Source organism: Streptomyces sp. NPDC050738 (assembly GCF_040654175.1).
Classification (GTDB): Bacteria; Actinomycetota; Actinomycetes; order Streptomycetales; family Streptomycetaceae; genus Streptomyces.
The window spans coordinates 552,677-565,850 of the sequence record NZ_JBFAHN010000001.1 but is presented as its reverse complement, the minus strand read 5'-3'; the positions used below and the strand labels follow the sequence as shown (position 1 = coordinate 565,850).

Here is a 13,174-nt window from a genome sequence, read left to right as displayed (position 1 = left end):
GAGGTCCGGGGTGATGGTGAAGCGTGGCCCCGGCTGAATGCCGGGGCCACGCTCGCGGCTAGCCCTCCTGCTCGGTCAGCCAGAGCAGGAGCTCCGCCTCAGCCTCGTCGGCGTTCATCAGGTTCGCGACGGCGCACAAGGCGCGCACCTCGTGAAAGTCGCCCTGGACGAGAAGGCCGAACAGGTCGATCGCGGCCAGCAGGCCGATCGCACTGGTGAGGAGCTGCGACGCCTGATCGCTGGGGAGCGGAATCTCCTCGGCGAGCTCAACGACCCTGCGGACGGCCGGGATGACCTCGACGTTGCTGACAATGCCGTGCGGAAGGGCGATCGGCACCGGCAGTGCCGCGCAGATCGCGCCCAGCTTGCCGTAGACGTTGGCGATGTGGGCGCCAAGGCCGCCCATGATGTCGTCCTGGTAGTCGGACATGTGGTCCGTCCTTTCGGTTGGTGGTGGGTCGGGGTTCGCGGCCCCTTCCCTCTTGGGCTCTATTATGCCCTACTTGAGTATTGAAAGGCAACATTCACGGGGGTGGATTCTCGACACGCGAAAGCGCCCCCGGCCGACCGGGGGCGCTTCAGGTGCGGCTAGATCTCACCCTCTCCGAGGTGGAAGAAGTCGTGAACGTAGCTCTCACCGGCGATCACGGAGAGAATCACGGCATCTGCCTTGTATCCCTTGTGGTCGATCTCGTAGGCGATCACCATCTCGGCCGCCGTCAGCCAGTACAGCGCCGCCGTGGAAAGCAGATCGCGCGCCCGCCCTGTCATCGGCTGCTCCGGGAGGAGCGCGTATGCGCGCTCGACCGCCGCCTGAATCTGCGTGTAACCCTCGAACTTCGTCGGGAGGGCTACCGGGATGGGGAGCTTCCCGAAGGCGATGAGCAGCATCGCGTAGAGGTCGCGCAGGCGCCGGAGCGAGGCGATCGACCGGTTCTCGTATTCGTCGGACATGTGGTCCGTCCTTTCGGTTGGTGGTTGAGGTTGGGGTTCGCGGCCCCTTCCTCCTGCTCTCCATTATGCCCTAACGGAGTATTGAAAGACAACACTTAAGGGAGAGGGAATGCAGCTGCCCCCTCCAACTCGACGGAGGGGGCAGCCGGTCAAACGGTTAGTCGCCCAGCCCCTGCAGCGATTCCGCGAGGTCGAGAACCACGCTCTCGACCTGAACCAGGCAGGCCGCCGCCGACATGGCGCGAGCGGGGTGGAACTCCTGAGTGGCCAGGAGCGCGTACACGTCCATGGCTGCGAGCCAGAACGCGTATGCGGCGTTCAGCTCGGCCTGAACGTCCTCCGGGAGCGGCTGGTCCTCAATGAGAGCCATCGCCCGTCGGACCGCCGGAATCGCCTCCATGTTGCTGATCGGCCCGGTCGGCAGGCTGACCGGAATGGGGAGGAACTTCGACACGGTCACCAGTGCGGTGTACGTGAGGCTCAGGTGTGAGGAGAGCTTCCTCATTGACTGTTCTTCGAAGTCGGACATTGTCCGTCCTTTCGGTTGGTGGCGGGGAGTTGGGGTTCGCGGCCCCTTGTCCCTCTTGGGTCCAGTATGCACCATGGAGTATTGAATTGCAACACTCTGGACCAAGGAAACGGCCCCGAACCCGAAAGCCCGAAGCCGCCCCCACCAGCTACTCCGCCCGCTGCCACCCAAACAAGCGATCACCCACACCAACCAGAGCCGTCAACCGCATCCCCGGCAACTCCGCCAGATCCTCCACACCCACCGCCGCCGCGATCTCGAACGCCGGATACCGCTCCGGATCACCCGCGTCAGGCGCATCCGCCACGATCTCGGCCATCTCGCCGAACAACAACAGAACCTTGACGCTCACACGCTCGCTCATGATCTGGATCCTCTCGTAGGTCAAACGGACATCGGGCCCGGGGACGACGGTCGACTACAGGCGAGGGACCAACCCCAGGATCTTCGGGCCGGCCCTACCGGGCCGGTGGATCTTCGGGGAGCGGGCGCGGAATGACGTGCCAACGGTGGCCGTGTGAACGGTCCCGGATGATCGACAACCCCTCTCCGTGCTCAACCTCCGTGCTGTTGTTGCTGTTGTTGTTCGTGGGCTGACCTGCGGCAACAACACGATTCGCAGCGACGAGCAGGGCTGGGTGGTCCCCCTTCACCCCGGTCGATGAGCCCCCACCACGCATCCGCACGGGCTCCACCGGAACACCCCACCGACTGAGCGCCTCACGGACACGCTCCGCCGTCGTGCCAAGGTCGACCGCGAGCACACTGATGTGGGCGTGCGGGGTACCGACCCGGGCCACGCTCTCCCTGAGGTCCTGGATGTTGGGCAGATAAGGACCCACCGACACGACAGGAAGCACGGGCTCCGCGTCGCTGGGAGCAGCCGCCTCAGAAGGCTCAGCCGAACCCTCCTCGGCCGCCCCGGACTTGTCCTTCGGCTGCCAATCGGGGTGACCGATCCGGTACGCGACGACACACCACACCACGACGAGCGGCCACATCACCCAGGCCGCCGCATCGATCCGCCGCGCAACAGCCGCGCCGAGATGCAGCACGATCTTCCGGGACAACGCGGCCGCCGCCAGAAGCAGGACCACCCGCAGCACCCACGCAAGCCCCGAGGCCTCACCAACCCATGCCGAGGTCGAGCGCCACCATCGGCGCCCCAACGCTGCTCCCCTGCTCGCAAGGAGCCAACACAGGCGGCCCGAACCCCGACTGATCCGCCGCACAGCGTCGCGCAACCACTCTGCGGTGCTCATACCGGAGACCCATGCACGAGGGTCCCCAGCATCCACGCACCGAGGCTGTTCACACCGGGCACGGTGACGGTCCCGATGTACGCGAAAACGCCTGTGCCGATGGTCAGCAGCGTCCCCGCCCATACGCCCGTGCGGAACCGGGTTCTGATGAGCTTGCTGAACGACTTACGGAGAACGATGAGCGCTAAGACGAGCGCGGTGACGATGACGGCCCCGTCGGAATCGAGACTCGGCGCGGAGCTGGTTGCCACGCTCGTCCCGTGCTTGCCAGTCAGTACGGCCATGACCATGCCGCCCAGACCGTTGCCGCCCCAGCGCAAGATGCCCGCCATGCTGCCGAGGAGTCCGGCTGGGCAACCCACCATGATCGCGCCGAACGCGACGCCACCCCAGACTTGCGCCAGAACCACCGGATCCCGGCCCCGTCCCGCCGGGGCCGCACTGCCTTTGTGCAACCCGCCAGGAGCCGCCGGCACACCACCACCGCCGCCGCGCCACCACTTCACGTGCTCGATGGCCAGGAGTGCGACCCCCAACCCCAGACCAGCATTGGTCACGACGACACTCGTGAACCCGGAAAACCCTGCAGCCAAAGAGTTCATGGTTGGACTCCGGTCAGCGCGTAGACAACTGTGGCAATCGGCAGCGTGAGGGCGGTCGCGAGGGCGACGGACCACAGGAGCATCCGGGCGGCAGCGGCGCGGATCTTCGGCCCCCATAGATCGGGGTGGGCTCCCGCAGCCGCGGCCCGGTAGATGTTGTCGGCCCAGGCGACGATCACGAGCGGCACCAGGGCGACGACCCACGCGGCACTGAGCCCGGCCTCGTCGCGACATGACCGCACGGCCACAGCCCAAGGCCCGGTCAGCGGCAGACCGCAGACGATCAATGCCAGGTTGTACCCAGGCCGAACCCGGGACCACCAACGCACCCCGGGCTCGAGGTCGGGCACCGCAACGGGACCCCCATCAGCCGGAGCGGGCATGTGCACGGTGACGTGTACGACCGGCGGCGGAGGCGGCGGGGGGACCGACCACCACGAGGGCAGAGGCGGCGGAGGGGGTGGCGCCGGGGGACTTGGCGGTGGCAGCGAAGGAGGAGTTGGCGGAGGAGGCGGCACCGCCACTGGCTGTGGCAGTGGTTGACCGGCAGGGATCACCCGGGTCGGGATGATGGGTTGGGACACGGTGGCTCACAGGAGAGTCGCGGCGGCCAGCGACACAGTGGTCGTGGCGGCCAGGGTGAGTGCGGGGCGAATCTGATGGCGCTGAAGTGCGAGGGCGATCAGCAGCACGGCCGTGGCGTCTGTGACTGTGGCTGCCGTTGGGCTGGTGAGCCCGAGGAGCGTTACGACGTGCCAGGCGTCGGCGAGATCGCGCAAGGTGATCGGTTCAGCCATGACCGCCCCAGATCCGAGCGATGAAAACCACAGCGGCGGAGATGGCGGCGACGGTCCGGACGGCAGGCAGAAGATCTGTACGGATCCCCTCCGGGACCAGCGCCATGAAGGCCGCCACGGCCAGCAGCGCACACATCGGGAAGACGATCAGGGCGAGGATCATTTGCCCGGCTCCCCCATGGTCTGAGCGAGTCGGGCGATGACCGCCTTTTCTGCGGTCTCCTCGACTTCCCGGGCGAGCGCGAGCCGGATCGTCTCGACCTTCGGTTGCCCGATGTGCAACTCCTGCTTCAGGAGCCGGATTGACGCGGGCCGACTGTGGGCTGCGCGGTGCGCCTGGTCGACGATGCGAGCGCGGCGCAGGAGGTGCTCGTCGTCGTTCTCAGGTACATCGGGTACAGGCTCAGGTACGGCCTCGGGTTCGCCAGGTACAGGCTCAGGTACACCCTCGGGGCCGGGGTCCTTTCGCGGCGCGGAGCTGTCCTCCGGGGCTGCGCCCTCTTCGCCGCAGCAGTCGTCCAGGTCGGGCGGGTACGGCAGTTGGGCGTGTACCTGGGCACGCGCTGGATGGGACGCAGGTACAGGTACCTGGGAGGCCATCACCGACGGCCCGCAGCCCATAGGCGCAAGGTCGAGCACCAGGCCAGAGCCAAGTACATGGTCAGGTACATCGGCGAGTACAGGCGCCGCCGGCACCCCAGGGAACGGCGCCGGCGTCGGCGGCGGCCAGGGCGCCTTCGTCGCGATCCGCACCATCGTCTCCGAGACAGGTACGCCGTACCTGGTCGTCAGCGACGCGAGGTCGGCCGGACCCAGACCCGGATGCGCGGACTGCACCAGGAGCACCGCCTCAAGCGGATCCATGGACCGCAGCTGCGCCCCCGTCACACCGAGCAGCGTCGCCGGGTACGCCTCAGGTACATCCGAGTACACCCAGGGCGACGTCACAGGTACGGTCCTCAACTCGCCCGCGGTGCGGCGCGCGGCGAGCTCCTGGAGCAGCATGTGCCGCTGCTCCCCGTCGCTGCCGGCCTTGGAGCGGGTGACGGCGGCTGCGAGGCGGTGTGCCCCGAGCGGGGACAGTCGGCGGCGGGACGCGAGACGTACCGCGCGCACCATGGCCCGGTCGCGGCTGATCTGCTCCGCCGTGCGGTTCCTGACGGCCAGGCCCAGGCGGGACAGGAGACGCTCGCGGAGCTCCCGGCCGATCTGCGCGAGCAGCGCGGAGTCGAGGGCGGTCGGACGGGAGATACGGATCTCCAGGCCCATGGCGAGGTGCCAGAGGAGACCGGCCAGGATGGGGCCGATAGCCGCGCGCACGGTGCCGCCCACGGGGCCTGACTCGGCGTACGCCGGGATGACCTGCACGCCGGTGATGACCCAGACGAGGGCACCGGGAACGCCGGTGGTGCCGGCCTCGGTGGCCGTGGCGGTGGCGGCCTTGTTCGCGCGAGCCATGAGGGCACAGGCGAGAAGCGCGATCTCAGCGGCGGCGAACATCACGGCACGCTCGTTGAAGTCGGTCATGCCGAGGTAGTCGGTTGCGAACCGCCAGCTGGTGTCAGCGGTGTACCCGGTGCAGACGATCGCGCCGACCGCGGCGACCCGCACGGACGCGGGCTGCGCCGACTTACGGATTGCGCGTACGGCGGCCCACGCGAGGGCCACGGTGAGGACCAGGGGGGTCCCGGCCCCGGTCGCAGTCAGCACGGGGTGGTGGACCGCCCACGGGGTGAGCTGGTCAAGGGTCACGGTGCTCCTCCAGGAGCAGCAGGGGGCCGGGTCCGCGGGCATGGTCTGGGGCGCGGGCCCGGCCGGTCAGGGGGTGGTGATCAGCGGCGGGAGCGGTTCCAGCCGCGGGTGCGCTCGCGCTCGCGGTCGCCGTCCTCCCAGGCCTGGCCTGCGTCCGCCGCACGGCGAACGCCACGGCTGCGATGGGAGGCGCGGCGCTGGCCGGAGCCGGTGATCGGGTGGCCGGGGTAGCGGGTGGTGTCGGACTCCTCACGGCGGAACCGGTCCAGGAGGCCCATCAGTTGCCGTACCCGAGCGAGCGGAAGCGTGCGGCCTCGGCGCGGCATGCGGCTGCCGCGCGGTCGGCCGGGATCCAGTCGATGCCGTCGCCGCAGTCGTGGCCGTCCTGGTTGGCGATGTAGCCCTCGATGAGGTTCTCGACCGCGTCGAAGAGCTCGGTGCCGGGTGCGTTGTCGTCGTCGGGGTAGGGGATGTTGGGGCTACCCCAGATCGCGAGGCGTACGGCCCCGTCGGGGTCGAGCGCGGCGTCCTCGTCGAGGAGACCGGCAACCTTGTCGAGCATCTCCACCACGGGAGTCCAGTCGGTCATCGCGCACCGCCCTCGGCGGCGTGGAGGACCAGGTCGTGGGTGCGGTGGGCCGTGTTGGCGCGCTGGCTGGCGTTGGCGGCGTAGTCGGCGTCGGCCAGGCGGTGGAGCTCGGCCACGACGGCCTCGTCCTCCGGAGGCTTCCAACCGGCCGTAGTGCGAAGCCTGATGGCGTGTTCGCCGCAGGTCTCCCCGGGATGGACGGGCGGCAGGGCGGCGGTAGCGAGGCGGAGGGCGTCCTGCTCGACGACGGCCGGCACACGGTGCAGGATCGCGGCGGCCGCGATGCGCAACGCCTCGTCCAACACCGGCGCGAACAACGGCAACAACGGCGTCATCTCGAGAATCCGCGCGGTCACGAGGAGCATCTGCGCGGCGTAGCTCGGCCCCGGCAGTACACGGTGCGCGCCTTCTGGTGGTGGCTGGTGATCGGTACGCTCGGGCATTGCCTGCCCTTTCGTCACTGTGAGGGTGGGCGCCCCCGGCCCATACGGCGTTCGAGCGCCGGGCCGGGGGCTTGTTGTTGATCTAGTGGCAGCGTGGCTACCACCCAACCTGTGTGCAGGGTACCCTACACGCGAGGCCCGGGGAAGGCCGCGCTCCCAGAGCAAGGAGTGAGCGTGGCGGACGACGCGGCGGACAAGACGCCGGACGAGGAGGTGCGACGAGTGCTCGACACGATCGACGGACTCGGCGCCAGCGGCGACGCAGAGGAGCGAGCGCTACGCCTAACGGAGCTCCTCGACGAGTGGCCAGGTGCACACGCCAAGGTCCGCGAGATGCGGAAGAAGGCGATCGCGGAGCTACACGACGAGGGGCACGGTCTCTCGTACCGAGAGATCGGAGTGCTGCTCGGGATCAGCTTCGGACGCGTACGCCAGATCCTCGCCGATGAATCGTCCGGTCAGGCCAAGCGGGCGAAGGAGAAGCGAGCAACTGAGCAACCCGAAGCAGACAGCGGCCAGTAGGAGCGCAGTCGGGCACCGCTACTACGACAGCCGCGACCGGTTGTCAGCCTGCTGCCTTGACCGGCCAGGTCAAGGACACGCCGATGCCCCATGGGAATGAGATCGTGAGAGACCACTCCGCAGCCTCAAGCCACTGTGCAACTTCCGCCAAGGCGACACCCAAGAGTTTGGTAATCCGACGGAGCGCGGCACCGACCGAGCGGGCCCAACTTCCATTGCGCATGGGTGACGCTGGCGCGTAAGTACTGGCCACCACGTAGGAGGCCAAGGCGCCCCAGCATTCGACGTCCACCAGTTCATCTTCTGGGTCTTCGTGCTCACGCACAGGTTTCAGGGCTCCGCTGTTGAGGATCGCGGCTTCCACCACTTGCAGCGCATGCAAACAGTCGGCTTCCGACTCATGCGGCATCCCTTCGATTTTCATTAGGAGAGCCTCTGTAGGCGCTTGCATAACGAGCCTCCTGAAACTTCCCCCAACTTCAATGATCCACCTCAATCTGACCCCGCGCGAGCGGATGCCATCGATGCGTACGACAGTCGCCGGGGTCATATACGGCGGGGCGCTAGCCGGGTGTAGCTGAGGCTGGACGTCGTTAGTCGTGGTCGACGAGACGGGGGTTTGCCGGCGCCCCTCCCAGTCATTAGGGGCGGAGGCTACGTTGGCCCAAGGGCGTGTACGCCATCGTGGCCCGGGGCCGCGCCACAAGGCTGCTCAACTCGGCCCTTCCCCGGTCTGGTCTGTGCTTCGGAGTCGAGGGGCGGGCCACAGAGGTCATCAACTCCGTCCGCGACTACAAGGGCGATGAGTTCTACAAGTATGTGGCCATCCTGCCCGGCCATGACATCTCGCTCGAACGCCATGGACATGCAACCGGTCGTGGGCAAGTCCTTGACGCAGGAGGAGTACTTCCACACCTTCGTCTCGCTCTGCGTTGTCAACCCGGTTGTGCTCTCCTCCGACCAGCATCCCCACGATCATGGTGGACGTCGGCGGCAAGATCCCCGCGCTGTGCGTAGTGCCAGGCCACCAAGCTCGTCAACCGCATCAAGAACCTTTGAATCAGTACGCCGTGCTCTGTGCGGAGGCGGCGACGCACAGACGTGACGATCGCGGCGGAGCCGGCCGATCGCCCAGGTCAAGCTACAAGTCGGTGTCGCGGTGACCGGTGCGGGCCTGGCCTTCTCATGAATGCGCCGACTGATTCAAGCGAAGTAGATCGATTGCTTCGACCGTGACGGACTTGCCTAGCTAGGCGACAACCGTGCGCTGTTCGACTCGCACCGAGTGTCAGTCACGGCTGACAGACTGTCCCTGCGTCGCTACGACGCTCCGGTGACGAAGTGAGATCTCGAACCGCGGCCATGCTTTGGCGGGCCAGCTGCGATTCGAGATCTCCCCTTCGCCTGTCATCGGAAACCGCCCCACCGCGAAGGAAGAGAGGTGCCTTGACAACATCTGACGGTACCGCAGGGGTAGGACAACGCTCTGGTCGCTGGGTGATCTACGTCGTGTTAAGTGCGGTGGTTTTCAGCGTGCCAGCCATGGCTCTCCTCGCCCTGACTGGGCATTCTGCGGAAGCGCAGGCAGCAGGAGGAATCGGAGCATCGCTGATCGCACCCGCCTCGTTGCTTCTGGCCCAGTTCACGCGCACCGCGCCAGACCCGCAGGCTGGGCAGCCTGCACCCGCAGCGGCCCCAGCCTCGGTGCTCGCGCCCAGCCCCATACAAATCACTGTGCACGTGCATCGGCCGGCCCAGGGCCCAACCCCCACCCAAACCGCACCATGATCCAGAAGGTGGAGTAGGAGTCTGCGCATCCCGGACTTCTACTCCACACTTCACCAGGCCACCCGGTGTGGTGGTCGCGAAGTTCCAAGGCCGCGTCCACTCGCGCACGCTCAAGGGCGCCTTCTACAAGGGCAAGTTCGTCTTCGTAGAGAACGTGCGCAACTCGCTCGCTCATGTGTGGTTGAAGAGGCGGAGTTGGCCGGTGTGCCAGCCGTCGGGTTCGGGTGTGACGTCGGCCCAGATGCGGGCTCGCACGCCGTCGTGGCCGGGTGTGCGCCAGAGGTGTCCGATGCCGGGTGATTGCCAGAGGTCTGTGACGGTCTGGGCTGCGGTTCGGATGGTGTCCTCGTCGAGTGCGGTCATCTCCACGCACAGGAGGCCGGGTCGGCCCAGGGCGTCTGTGATCTGCTGTTCCGTCATCGTCGCCATGTTGGCGGCGACGCCCGCGAGTCTGGGTCGGTTCCGGGGCGGGCTGCACTCCACCCCTGCGGGGGATGATGTGGGCTTCCAACTACCAGAGCTCCCAGTGGATCTACCAACTGCTCCCGTACTAGTAGTTCGCTCCGACACAGCTGGTCAGGTTGGGGCATCGCGGTACGCCTTGTGTGGGTGAAACCCGAGGCGTTTCGCCTTCGCTCGCTGACGTCGGATTCGCTCACCATGCCGTGGGTGGAGCAGACCTAAGGGTGCTGCCGGCGGGGCGTTGAGGTAGTCGGCGAACGGACACCCCGCGACGTGGAAGCACTCCTCGATCCGAGTGTTGCAGTCGCCGCAGAGGAGCCCCCGGACGAGCCCGGATATGTGGTCATGGTCCAGCGCCGTTGGGATGGCGGTGAGGCACGTGAAGCACATGTCACCCCAGCGGAAGGCCAGTTGCTGGCGTATGGCACCAACGTCGTGACTTGGATCGAAGAACCGTGGGCCTTGCAGCTCCTCCCACCGTGGGCAGGACTCGCCCCAGTACGGTCCCCCGCCGCAGGTGCCGCCTGCGGAGATGTGCACGATGTGGTCGATGTCGTAGTAGTCGAGTTGCTCGGCGAAGTGCCAGAGCAGCCCCTCGCGGCGGGCCTCTGGGAAGTCGTCGAGGGAAGCCATGCTCCGTGTCACAGAGTCTCCTGCGGGCCTAGGTCGCCAGGCGCTTCCACATCCTGCGTAAGCGGCAGTCGTTACATCCGCCATGTCAGTCGTTGGGAGTGATCCAACGTCCCTTCAGGACGTCATTGATCATCGCTGTCGTGACTTCTCGCCGCACGGAAAAGAGGACCGCGAAGGATTCGGTACGCAACAAGACCTCATGGGCTTGGTCCTGTGACCGGTTGGCGATAATGCCTCGCACCTCGGCTTCCATGGAACGCAGCGATTCGGCGAAGCGGCTGTAGAACAGGTCCTCCGGCCCGAGATGGCCGACTGCAGCCATCGCCTGATGGACCTGCTTCCGCAGCTCGGCTGACACTTCATCGAACCATGGGAGCTCGACAAACCGACCCGCCGCGGCGGTCTTCGTGACGTACCTGAGGCAGTAGATCCACTCAAAGGCGGTGACCCGTACGTTACCGATCAAGGTCACGGCCTCTACGACTCTTTGCGACACCTCGGCCTTTTCCTTGCGCCGCTGTAGAGCCATCGCGCCTCCGGTAGCGATGAGGCCGCCGACCACTGTGCCCCCCAGGCCGATCCACGCAGGGTCCATCGGCGCCCCCTTTGCTTGGCAGCCCAAGTTAGTAGTCCCTGGCGGCCCGCGCATCGGCTTGAGCGCATTCGTCGATGGCACAGGCATCGGCGCCGGGGGTGCGGGGTGTGGACTCGGCCACCTACACTCGAACATGTGTCCGAAGTATCTGCTGCTGAGCGCCTCACTGCGCTGCGCTTCCTGGCCCGGGTCCAGGAGCGCGATCTGGCGCGCACCCAGCGGTGGATCCTCGACGCCGAACGCCGAGCCGGCGAGGAACAGATCCGCCACGAACGCGCAAAACTGCCGCCCCCGGAGTGGATCCTCCAGCGATCCGCAGGGCGAGGCAGTCCGACCCTGCACACCACGATCGGCGCGCACGCGGACGCCTGCTGGGGCGCCAACCCCCACCACGCCCGGGCCGGCACGCTCTCCCGCCAGCAGGCCCTGAACGCCCTGACCGAAGGCGCAGAAGCCTGCCCGCAGTGCCGGCCCGACGTCGAGCTCGGTGTGCTGTGAGCGCCCTGCCTCGGGACGTGATCCGCCTGATCACTCTGGAGCGGTACCTGGAGCTCCAGCTCGCCGAAGTGCGCGCCGCCCTGGCCGCCGCGCAGGAGCGGGACGCCCGCGACCTCGCCTCAGCCCAGGCGGCCGGCGGCGTCCGGTGGAGGCTGGAGCCGATGCGCGACCCCAACGGCGGCGCGCCGGCCCTCCTCCACCGTGCGACCTGCCCGCTGGAGCGAGGCGGCATCGAGGCATCTGACGGGATGGCATCCCAGGTTTTCGACATCCCGGAGATCACGTTCTGCCAGGTGTGCGACCCGGAGCCCGACGTCCCCCGGCGGTACCCGCCGCGACGCCTGGCGGCACCCCAGCCCTGAGCAGGACGGACCGCCGCGCGCCCGGAGACGTAGCGACCTACCGTGGAAGACGGGGCTCACGTGTGGAGGCACCGGTGACCCGTCACCCCTCAGCCCGAACCGACGACCTGCGGCTGCACGTCTTTCTGCGCTCCGAGGATGTAGCCGCCCTGGCTCTCGATGGCCTCGCTGCGGCGTGGGCCACGGACCGTGACGCAGTCGAGGAGGCGCTCGACGCATTGGCGGCCGCCGTCGGCGACGGCGAGAACGCGGGCGGCACGCTGGCGGACGTCCGGGCAGCGCGTGAGGAGCTCGCAGCGATCGCCGGTCTCCCCGAGCCGGAGACGCGCATGTCTGCCGGGATGGCGATGCACCTGGCCGACCAGCTGCACGCGGCCGCCTCCCGTACCCGCTACTACGGCCGCGGCCGTCATCTGCGGGCCGTCTGATCATGGCCGCACCGTTCGCCCTTGCGTTGGCCGCCTCCGTCGACACCCTCCCCACCGCGAAGGGGCTCGCATACGAGCCGAAGTACGACGGCCACCGCGGCGTCATCGAGCGTCTGGACGGCGAGCCGGGGGTGGTGATGCGGTCGAAAACTGGCCGGGAGATTACGTCGGCGTGGATGGATCTGGCCGTCCCCGCCCTGGCGCTGCCACCTGGGGTGATCTTGGACGGGGAGATCGTGGTCTACCGGGATGGTCGGTTGGATTTCAGTGCGGTGCAGGCGCGTGCCGCCGCTGGGCATGCCCGCGGCCTCACCCTCGTCCGCGACAGCCCCGCGTCCTTCGCTGCGTTCGATGTCCTCGCGCACCCGGACCACGACGCCATTCGCGCCGCCCCGTACTCCGAGCGGCGCGCCTTGCTCTTGAAGGTGCTCGACCCGCTCGGTCCGCCGATCCAGGCGACCCCCATGACCACTGACCCGGTGGAAGCGCGCCTGTGGTGGGAAGTCTTGCGGACGCAGGGCATCGAAGGCCTCGTCATCAAACGCCTCGATCAGTCCTACCCGGGCGGCCGCCGCGCCTGGCTCAAAATCCGGCATGCCGACACAGTCGACGCCCTGGTCATCGGGTTCGTGGGAACCGTCGCGAGGCCCACACATCTGGTGGTGCGCCTGCCCGACGGGCGCACCGCGCGCTCGCGCAACCTCACCACCGCGGTGCGCGTTGCTGTCGCCCGCGCCTTGCCCGACCTAGTCCAACCGCGGGTAGTGCACAGCGAGGACGGCGAGCCGTACACCACCGTCACTGACGGGCTCCTCGTCGAAGTGCTCGCCGGGACCACACGTCACGTCACCGTCACTGTGACTCGGGTTCGGCAGGCCGGTGCTATGGCGTAATGGAATCCTGACGATCTGACCGAGGGTGCCTCAGTCGGCAAGGCTCTCGGGCCTGGTGAAGGCTG

22 protein-coding genes are annotated in these 13,174 nt (G+C 67.7%); 5 read left to right on the top strand and 17 right to left on the bottom strand.

The features are described from left to right. Positions 1 to 58: 58 nt before the first annotated feature. From AB0H78_RS02790 to AB0H78_RS02730, 13 genes are all read right to left on the bottom strand, one after another. Positions 59 to 430 (bottom strand): hypothetical protein, encoded by a 372-nt coding sequence (locus AB0H78_RS02790; RefSeq protein ID WP_363232404.1) that lies wholly within the window; start codon positions 428 to 430, stop codon positions 59 to 61. A 158-nt stretch (positions 431 to 588) separates the two neighbouring features. Then, positions 589 to 954, bottom strand: coding sequence for a hypothetical protein (locus AB0H78_RS02785; RefSeq protein WP_363232403.1), 366 nt, complete (start codon positions 952 to 954; stop codon positions 589 to 591). Between the two features lie 157 nt (positions 955 to 1,111). Then, complete coding sequence (locus tag AB0H78_RS02780; RefSeq protein ID WP_363232402.1) at positions 1,112 to 1,483, bottom strand: hypothetical protein; 372 nt, start codon at positions 1,481 to 1,483, stop codon at positions 1,112 to 1,114. 148 nt (positions 1,484 to 1,631) lie between these two features. Next, positions 1,632 to 1,847: a hypothetical protein gene (locus AB0H78_RS02775; RefSeq protein ID WP_363232401.1), complete on the bottom strand. Its 216-nt coding sequence runs from the start codon at positions 1,845 to 1,847 to the stop codon at positions 1,632 to 1,634. A gap of 94 nt (positions 1,848 to 1,941) precedes the next feature. Continuing rightward, the gene (locus AB0H78_RS02770; protein WP_363232400.1) at positions 1,942 to 2,589 is read right to left on the bottom strand and encodes a hypothetical protein; all 648 of its coding nucleotides are present in this window, start codon (positions 2,587 to 2,589) and stop codon (positions 1,942 to 1,944) included. Between the two features lie 152 nt (positions 2,590 to 2,741). Further along, entirely contained in the window at positions 2,742 to 3,347 is a 606-nt protein-coding gene (locus AB0H78_RS02765; protein WP_363232399.1) for a hypothetical protein, read from the bottom strand. Beyond that, entirely contained in the window at positions 3,344 to 3,589 is a 246-nt protein-coding gene (locus AB0H78_RS02760) for a hypothetical protein (RefSeq protein WP_363232398.1), read from the bottom strand. Before AB0H78_RS02760 ends, AB0H78_RS02765 begins: the two co-directional genes overlap by 4 nt. Before the next feature lie 348 nt (positions 3,590 to 3,937). After that, positions 3,938 to 4,144 (bottom strand): hypothetical protein, encoded by a 207-nt coding sequence (locus AB0H78_RS02755; RefSeq protein ID WP_363232397.1) that lies wholly within the window; start codon positions 4,142 to 4,144, stop codon positions 3,938 to 3,940. Next, on the bottom strand, positions 4,137 to 4,307 hold the full coding sequence (locus AB0H78_RS02750; protein ID WP_363232396.1) for a hypothetical protein: 171 nt from the start codon (positions 4,305 to 4,307) through the stop codon (positions 4,137 to 4,139). Before AB0H78_RS02750 ends, AB0H78_RS02755 begins: the two co-directional genes overlap by 8 nt. Next, positions 4,304 to 5,896 carry a hypothetical protein gene (locus AB0H78_RS02745; RefSeq protein WP_363232395.1) on the bottom strand — a complete coding sequence of 531 codons (1,593 nt, stop codon included), beginning with the start codon at positions 5,894 to 5,896 and terminating at the stop codon, positions 4,304 to 4,306. Before AB0H78_RS02745 ends, AB0H78_RS02750 begins: the two co-directional genes overlap by 4 nt. Positions 5,897 to 5,976: 80 nt before the next feature. Beyond that, entirely contained in the window at positions 5,977 to 6,174 is a 198-nt protein-coding gene (locus tag AB0H78_RS02740; protein WP_363232394.1) for a hypothetical protein, read from the bottom strand. Continuing rightward, positions 6,174 to 6,485, bottom strand: coding sequence for a hypothetical protein (locus AB0H78_RS02735; RefSeq protein ID WP_363232393.1), 312 nt, complete (start codon positions 6,483 to 6,485; stop codon positions 6,174 to 6,176). The genes AB0H78_RS02740 and AB0H78_RS02735 overlap by 1 nt, the downstream gene beginning before the upstream one ends. Further along, complete coding sequence (locus tag AB0H78_RS02730) at positions 6,482 to 6,928, bottom strand: hypothetical protein (RefSeq protein WP_363232392.1); 447 nt, start codon at positions 6,926 to 6,928, stop codon at positions 6,482 to 6,484. Before AB0H78_RS02730 ends, AB0H78_RS02735 begins: the two co-directional genes overlap by 4 nt. Before the next feature lie 174 nt (positions 6,929 to 7,102). Here AB0H78_RS02730 and AB0H78_RS02725 point away from each other — a divergent pair, with 174 nt between their 5' ends. Further along, positions 7,103 to 7,450: a sigma factor-like helix-turn-helix DNA-binding protein gene (locus tag AB0H78_RS02725; protein ID WP_363232391.1), complete on the top strand. Its 348-nt coding sequence runs from the start codon at positions 7,103 to 7,105 to the stop codon at positions 7,448 to 7,450. Positions 7,451 to 7,493: 43 nt separating this feature from the next. Here the strand turns inward: AB0H78_RS02725 and AB0H78_RS02720 are convergent, their stop codons facing one another. The 4 genes from AB0H78_RS02720 to AB0H78_RS02705 form a co-directional block, all read right to left on the bottom strand. Beyond that, a complete protein-coding gene (locus tag AB0H78_RS02720) occupies positions 7,494 to 7,874 on the bottom strand; it encodes a hypothetical protein (RefSeq protein WP_363232390.1) in 381 nt (126 codons plus the stop codon). 1,535 nt (positions 7,875 to 9,409) lie between these two features. Next, positions 9,410 to 9,658 carry a DUF6207 family protein gene (locus AB0H78_RS02715; protein WP_363232389.1) on the bottom strand — a complete coding sequence of 83 codons (249 nt, stop codon included), beginning with the start codon at positions 9,656 to 9,658 and terminating at the stop codon, positions 9,410 to 9,412. Positions 9,659 to 9,814: 156 nt separating this feature from the next. Next, positions 9,815 to 10,333, bottom strand: coding sequence for an endonuclease domain-containing protein (locus AB0H78_RS02710; RefSeq protein ID WP_363232388.1), 519 nt, complete (start codon positions 10,331 to 10,333; stop codon positions 9,815 to 9,817). 85 nt (positions 10,334 to 10,418) lie between these two features. Further along, positions 10,419 to 10,928: a hypothetical protein gene (locus AB0H78_RS02705; protein WP_363232387.1), complete on the bottom strand. Its 510-nt coding sequence runs from the start codon at positions 10,926 to 10,928 to the stop codon at positions 10,419 to 10,421. Between the two features lie 135 nt (positions 10,929 to 11,063). Here AB0H78_RS02705 and AB0H78_RS02700 point away from each other — a divergent pair, with 135 nt between their 5' ends. The 4 genes from AB0H78_RS02700 (at position 11,064) to AB0H78_RS02685 (ending at position 13,109) form a co-directional block, all read left to right on the top strand. Further along, positions 11,064 to 11,426 (top strand): DUF6233 domain-containing protein, encoded by a 363-nt coding sequence (locus AB0H78_RS02700; protein WP_363232386.1) that lies wholly within the window; start codon positions 11,064 to 11,066, stop codon positions 11,424 to 11,426. After that, entirely contained in the window at positions 11,423 to 11,788 is a 366-nt protein-coding gene (locus AB0H78_RS02695; RefSeq protein WP_363232385.1) for a hypothetical protein, read from the top strand. Before AB0H78_RS02700 ends, AB0H78_RS02695 begins: the two co-directional genes overlap by 4 nt. 74 nt (positions 11,789 to 11,862) lie before the next feature. Beyond that, on the top strand, positions 11,863 to 12,216 hold the full coding sequence (locus AB0H78_RS02690; RefSeq protein ID WP_363232384.1) for a hypothetical protein: 354 nt from the start codon (positions 11,863 to 11,865) through the stop codon (positions 12,214 to 12,216). Between the two features lie 2 nt (positions 12,217 to 12,218). After that, the gene (locus tag AB0H78_RS02685; protein ID WP_363232383.1) at positions 12,219 to 13,109 is read left to right on the top strand and encodes an ATP-dependent DNA ligase; all 891 of its coding nucleotides are present in this window, start codon (positions 12,219 to 12,221) and stop codon (positions 13,107 to 13,109) included. Positions 13,110 to 13,174: the final 65 nt, after the last annotated feature.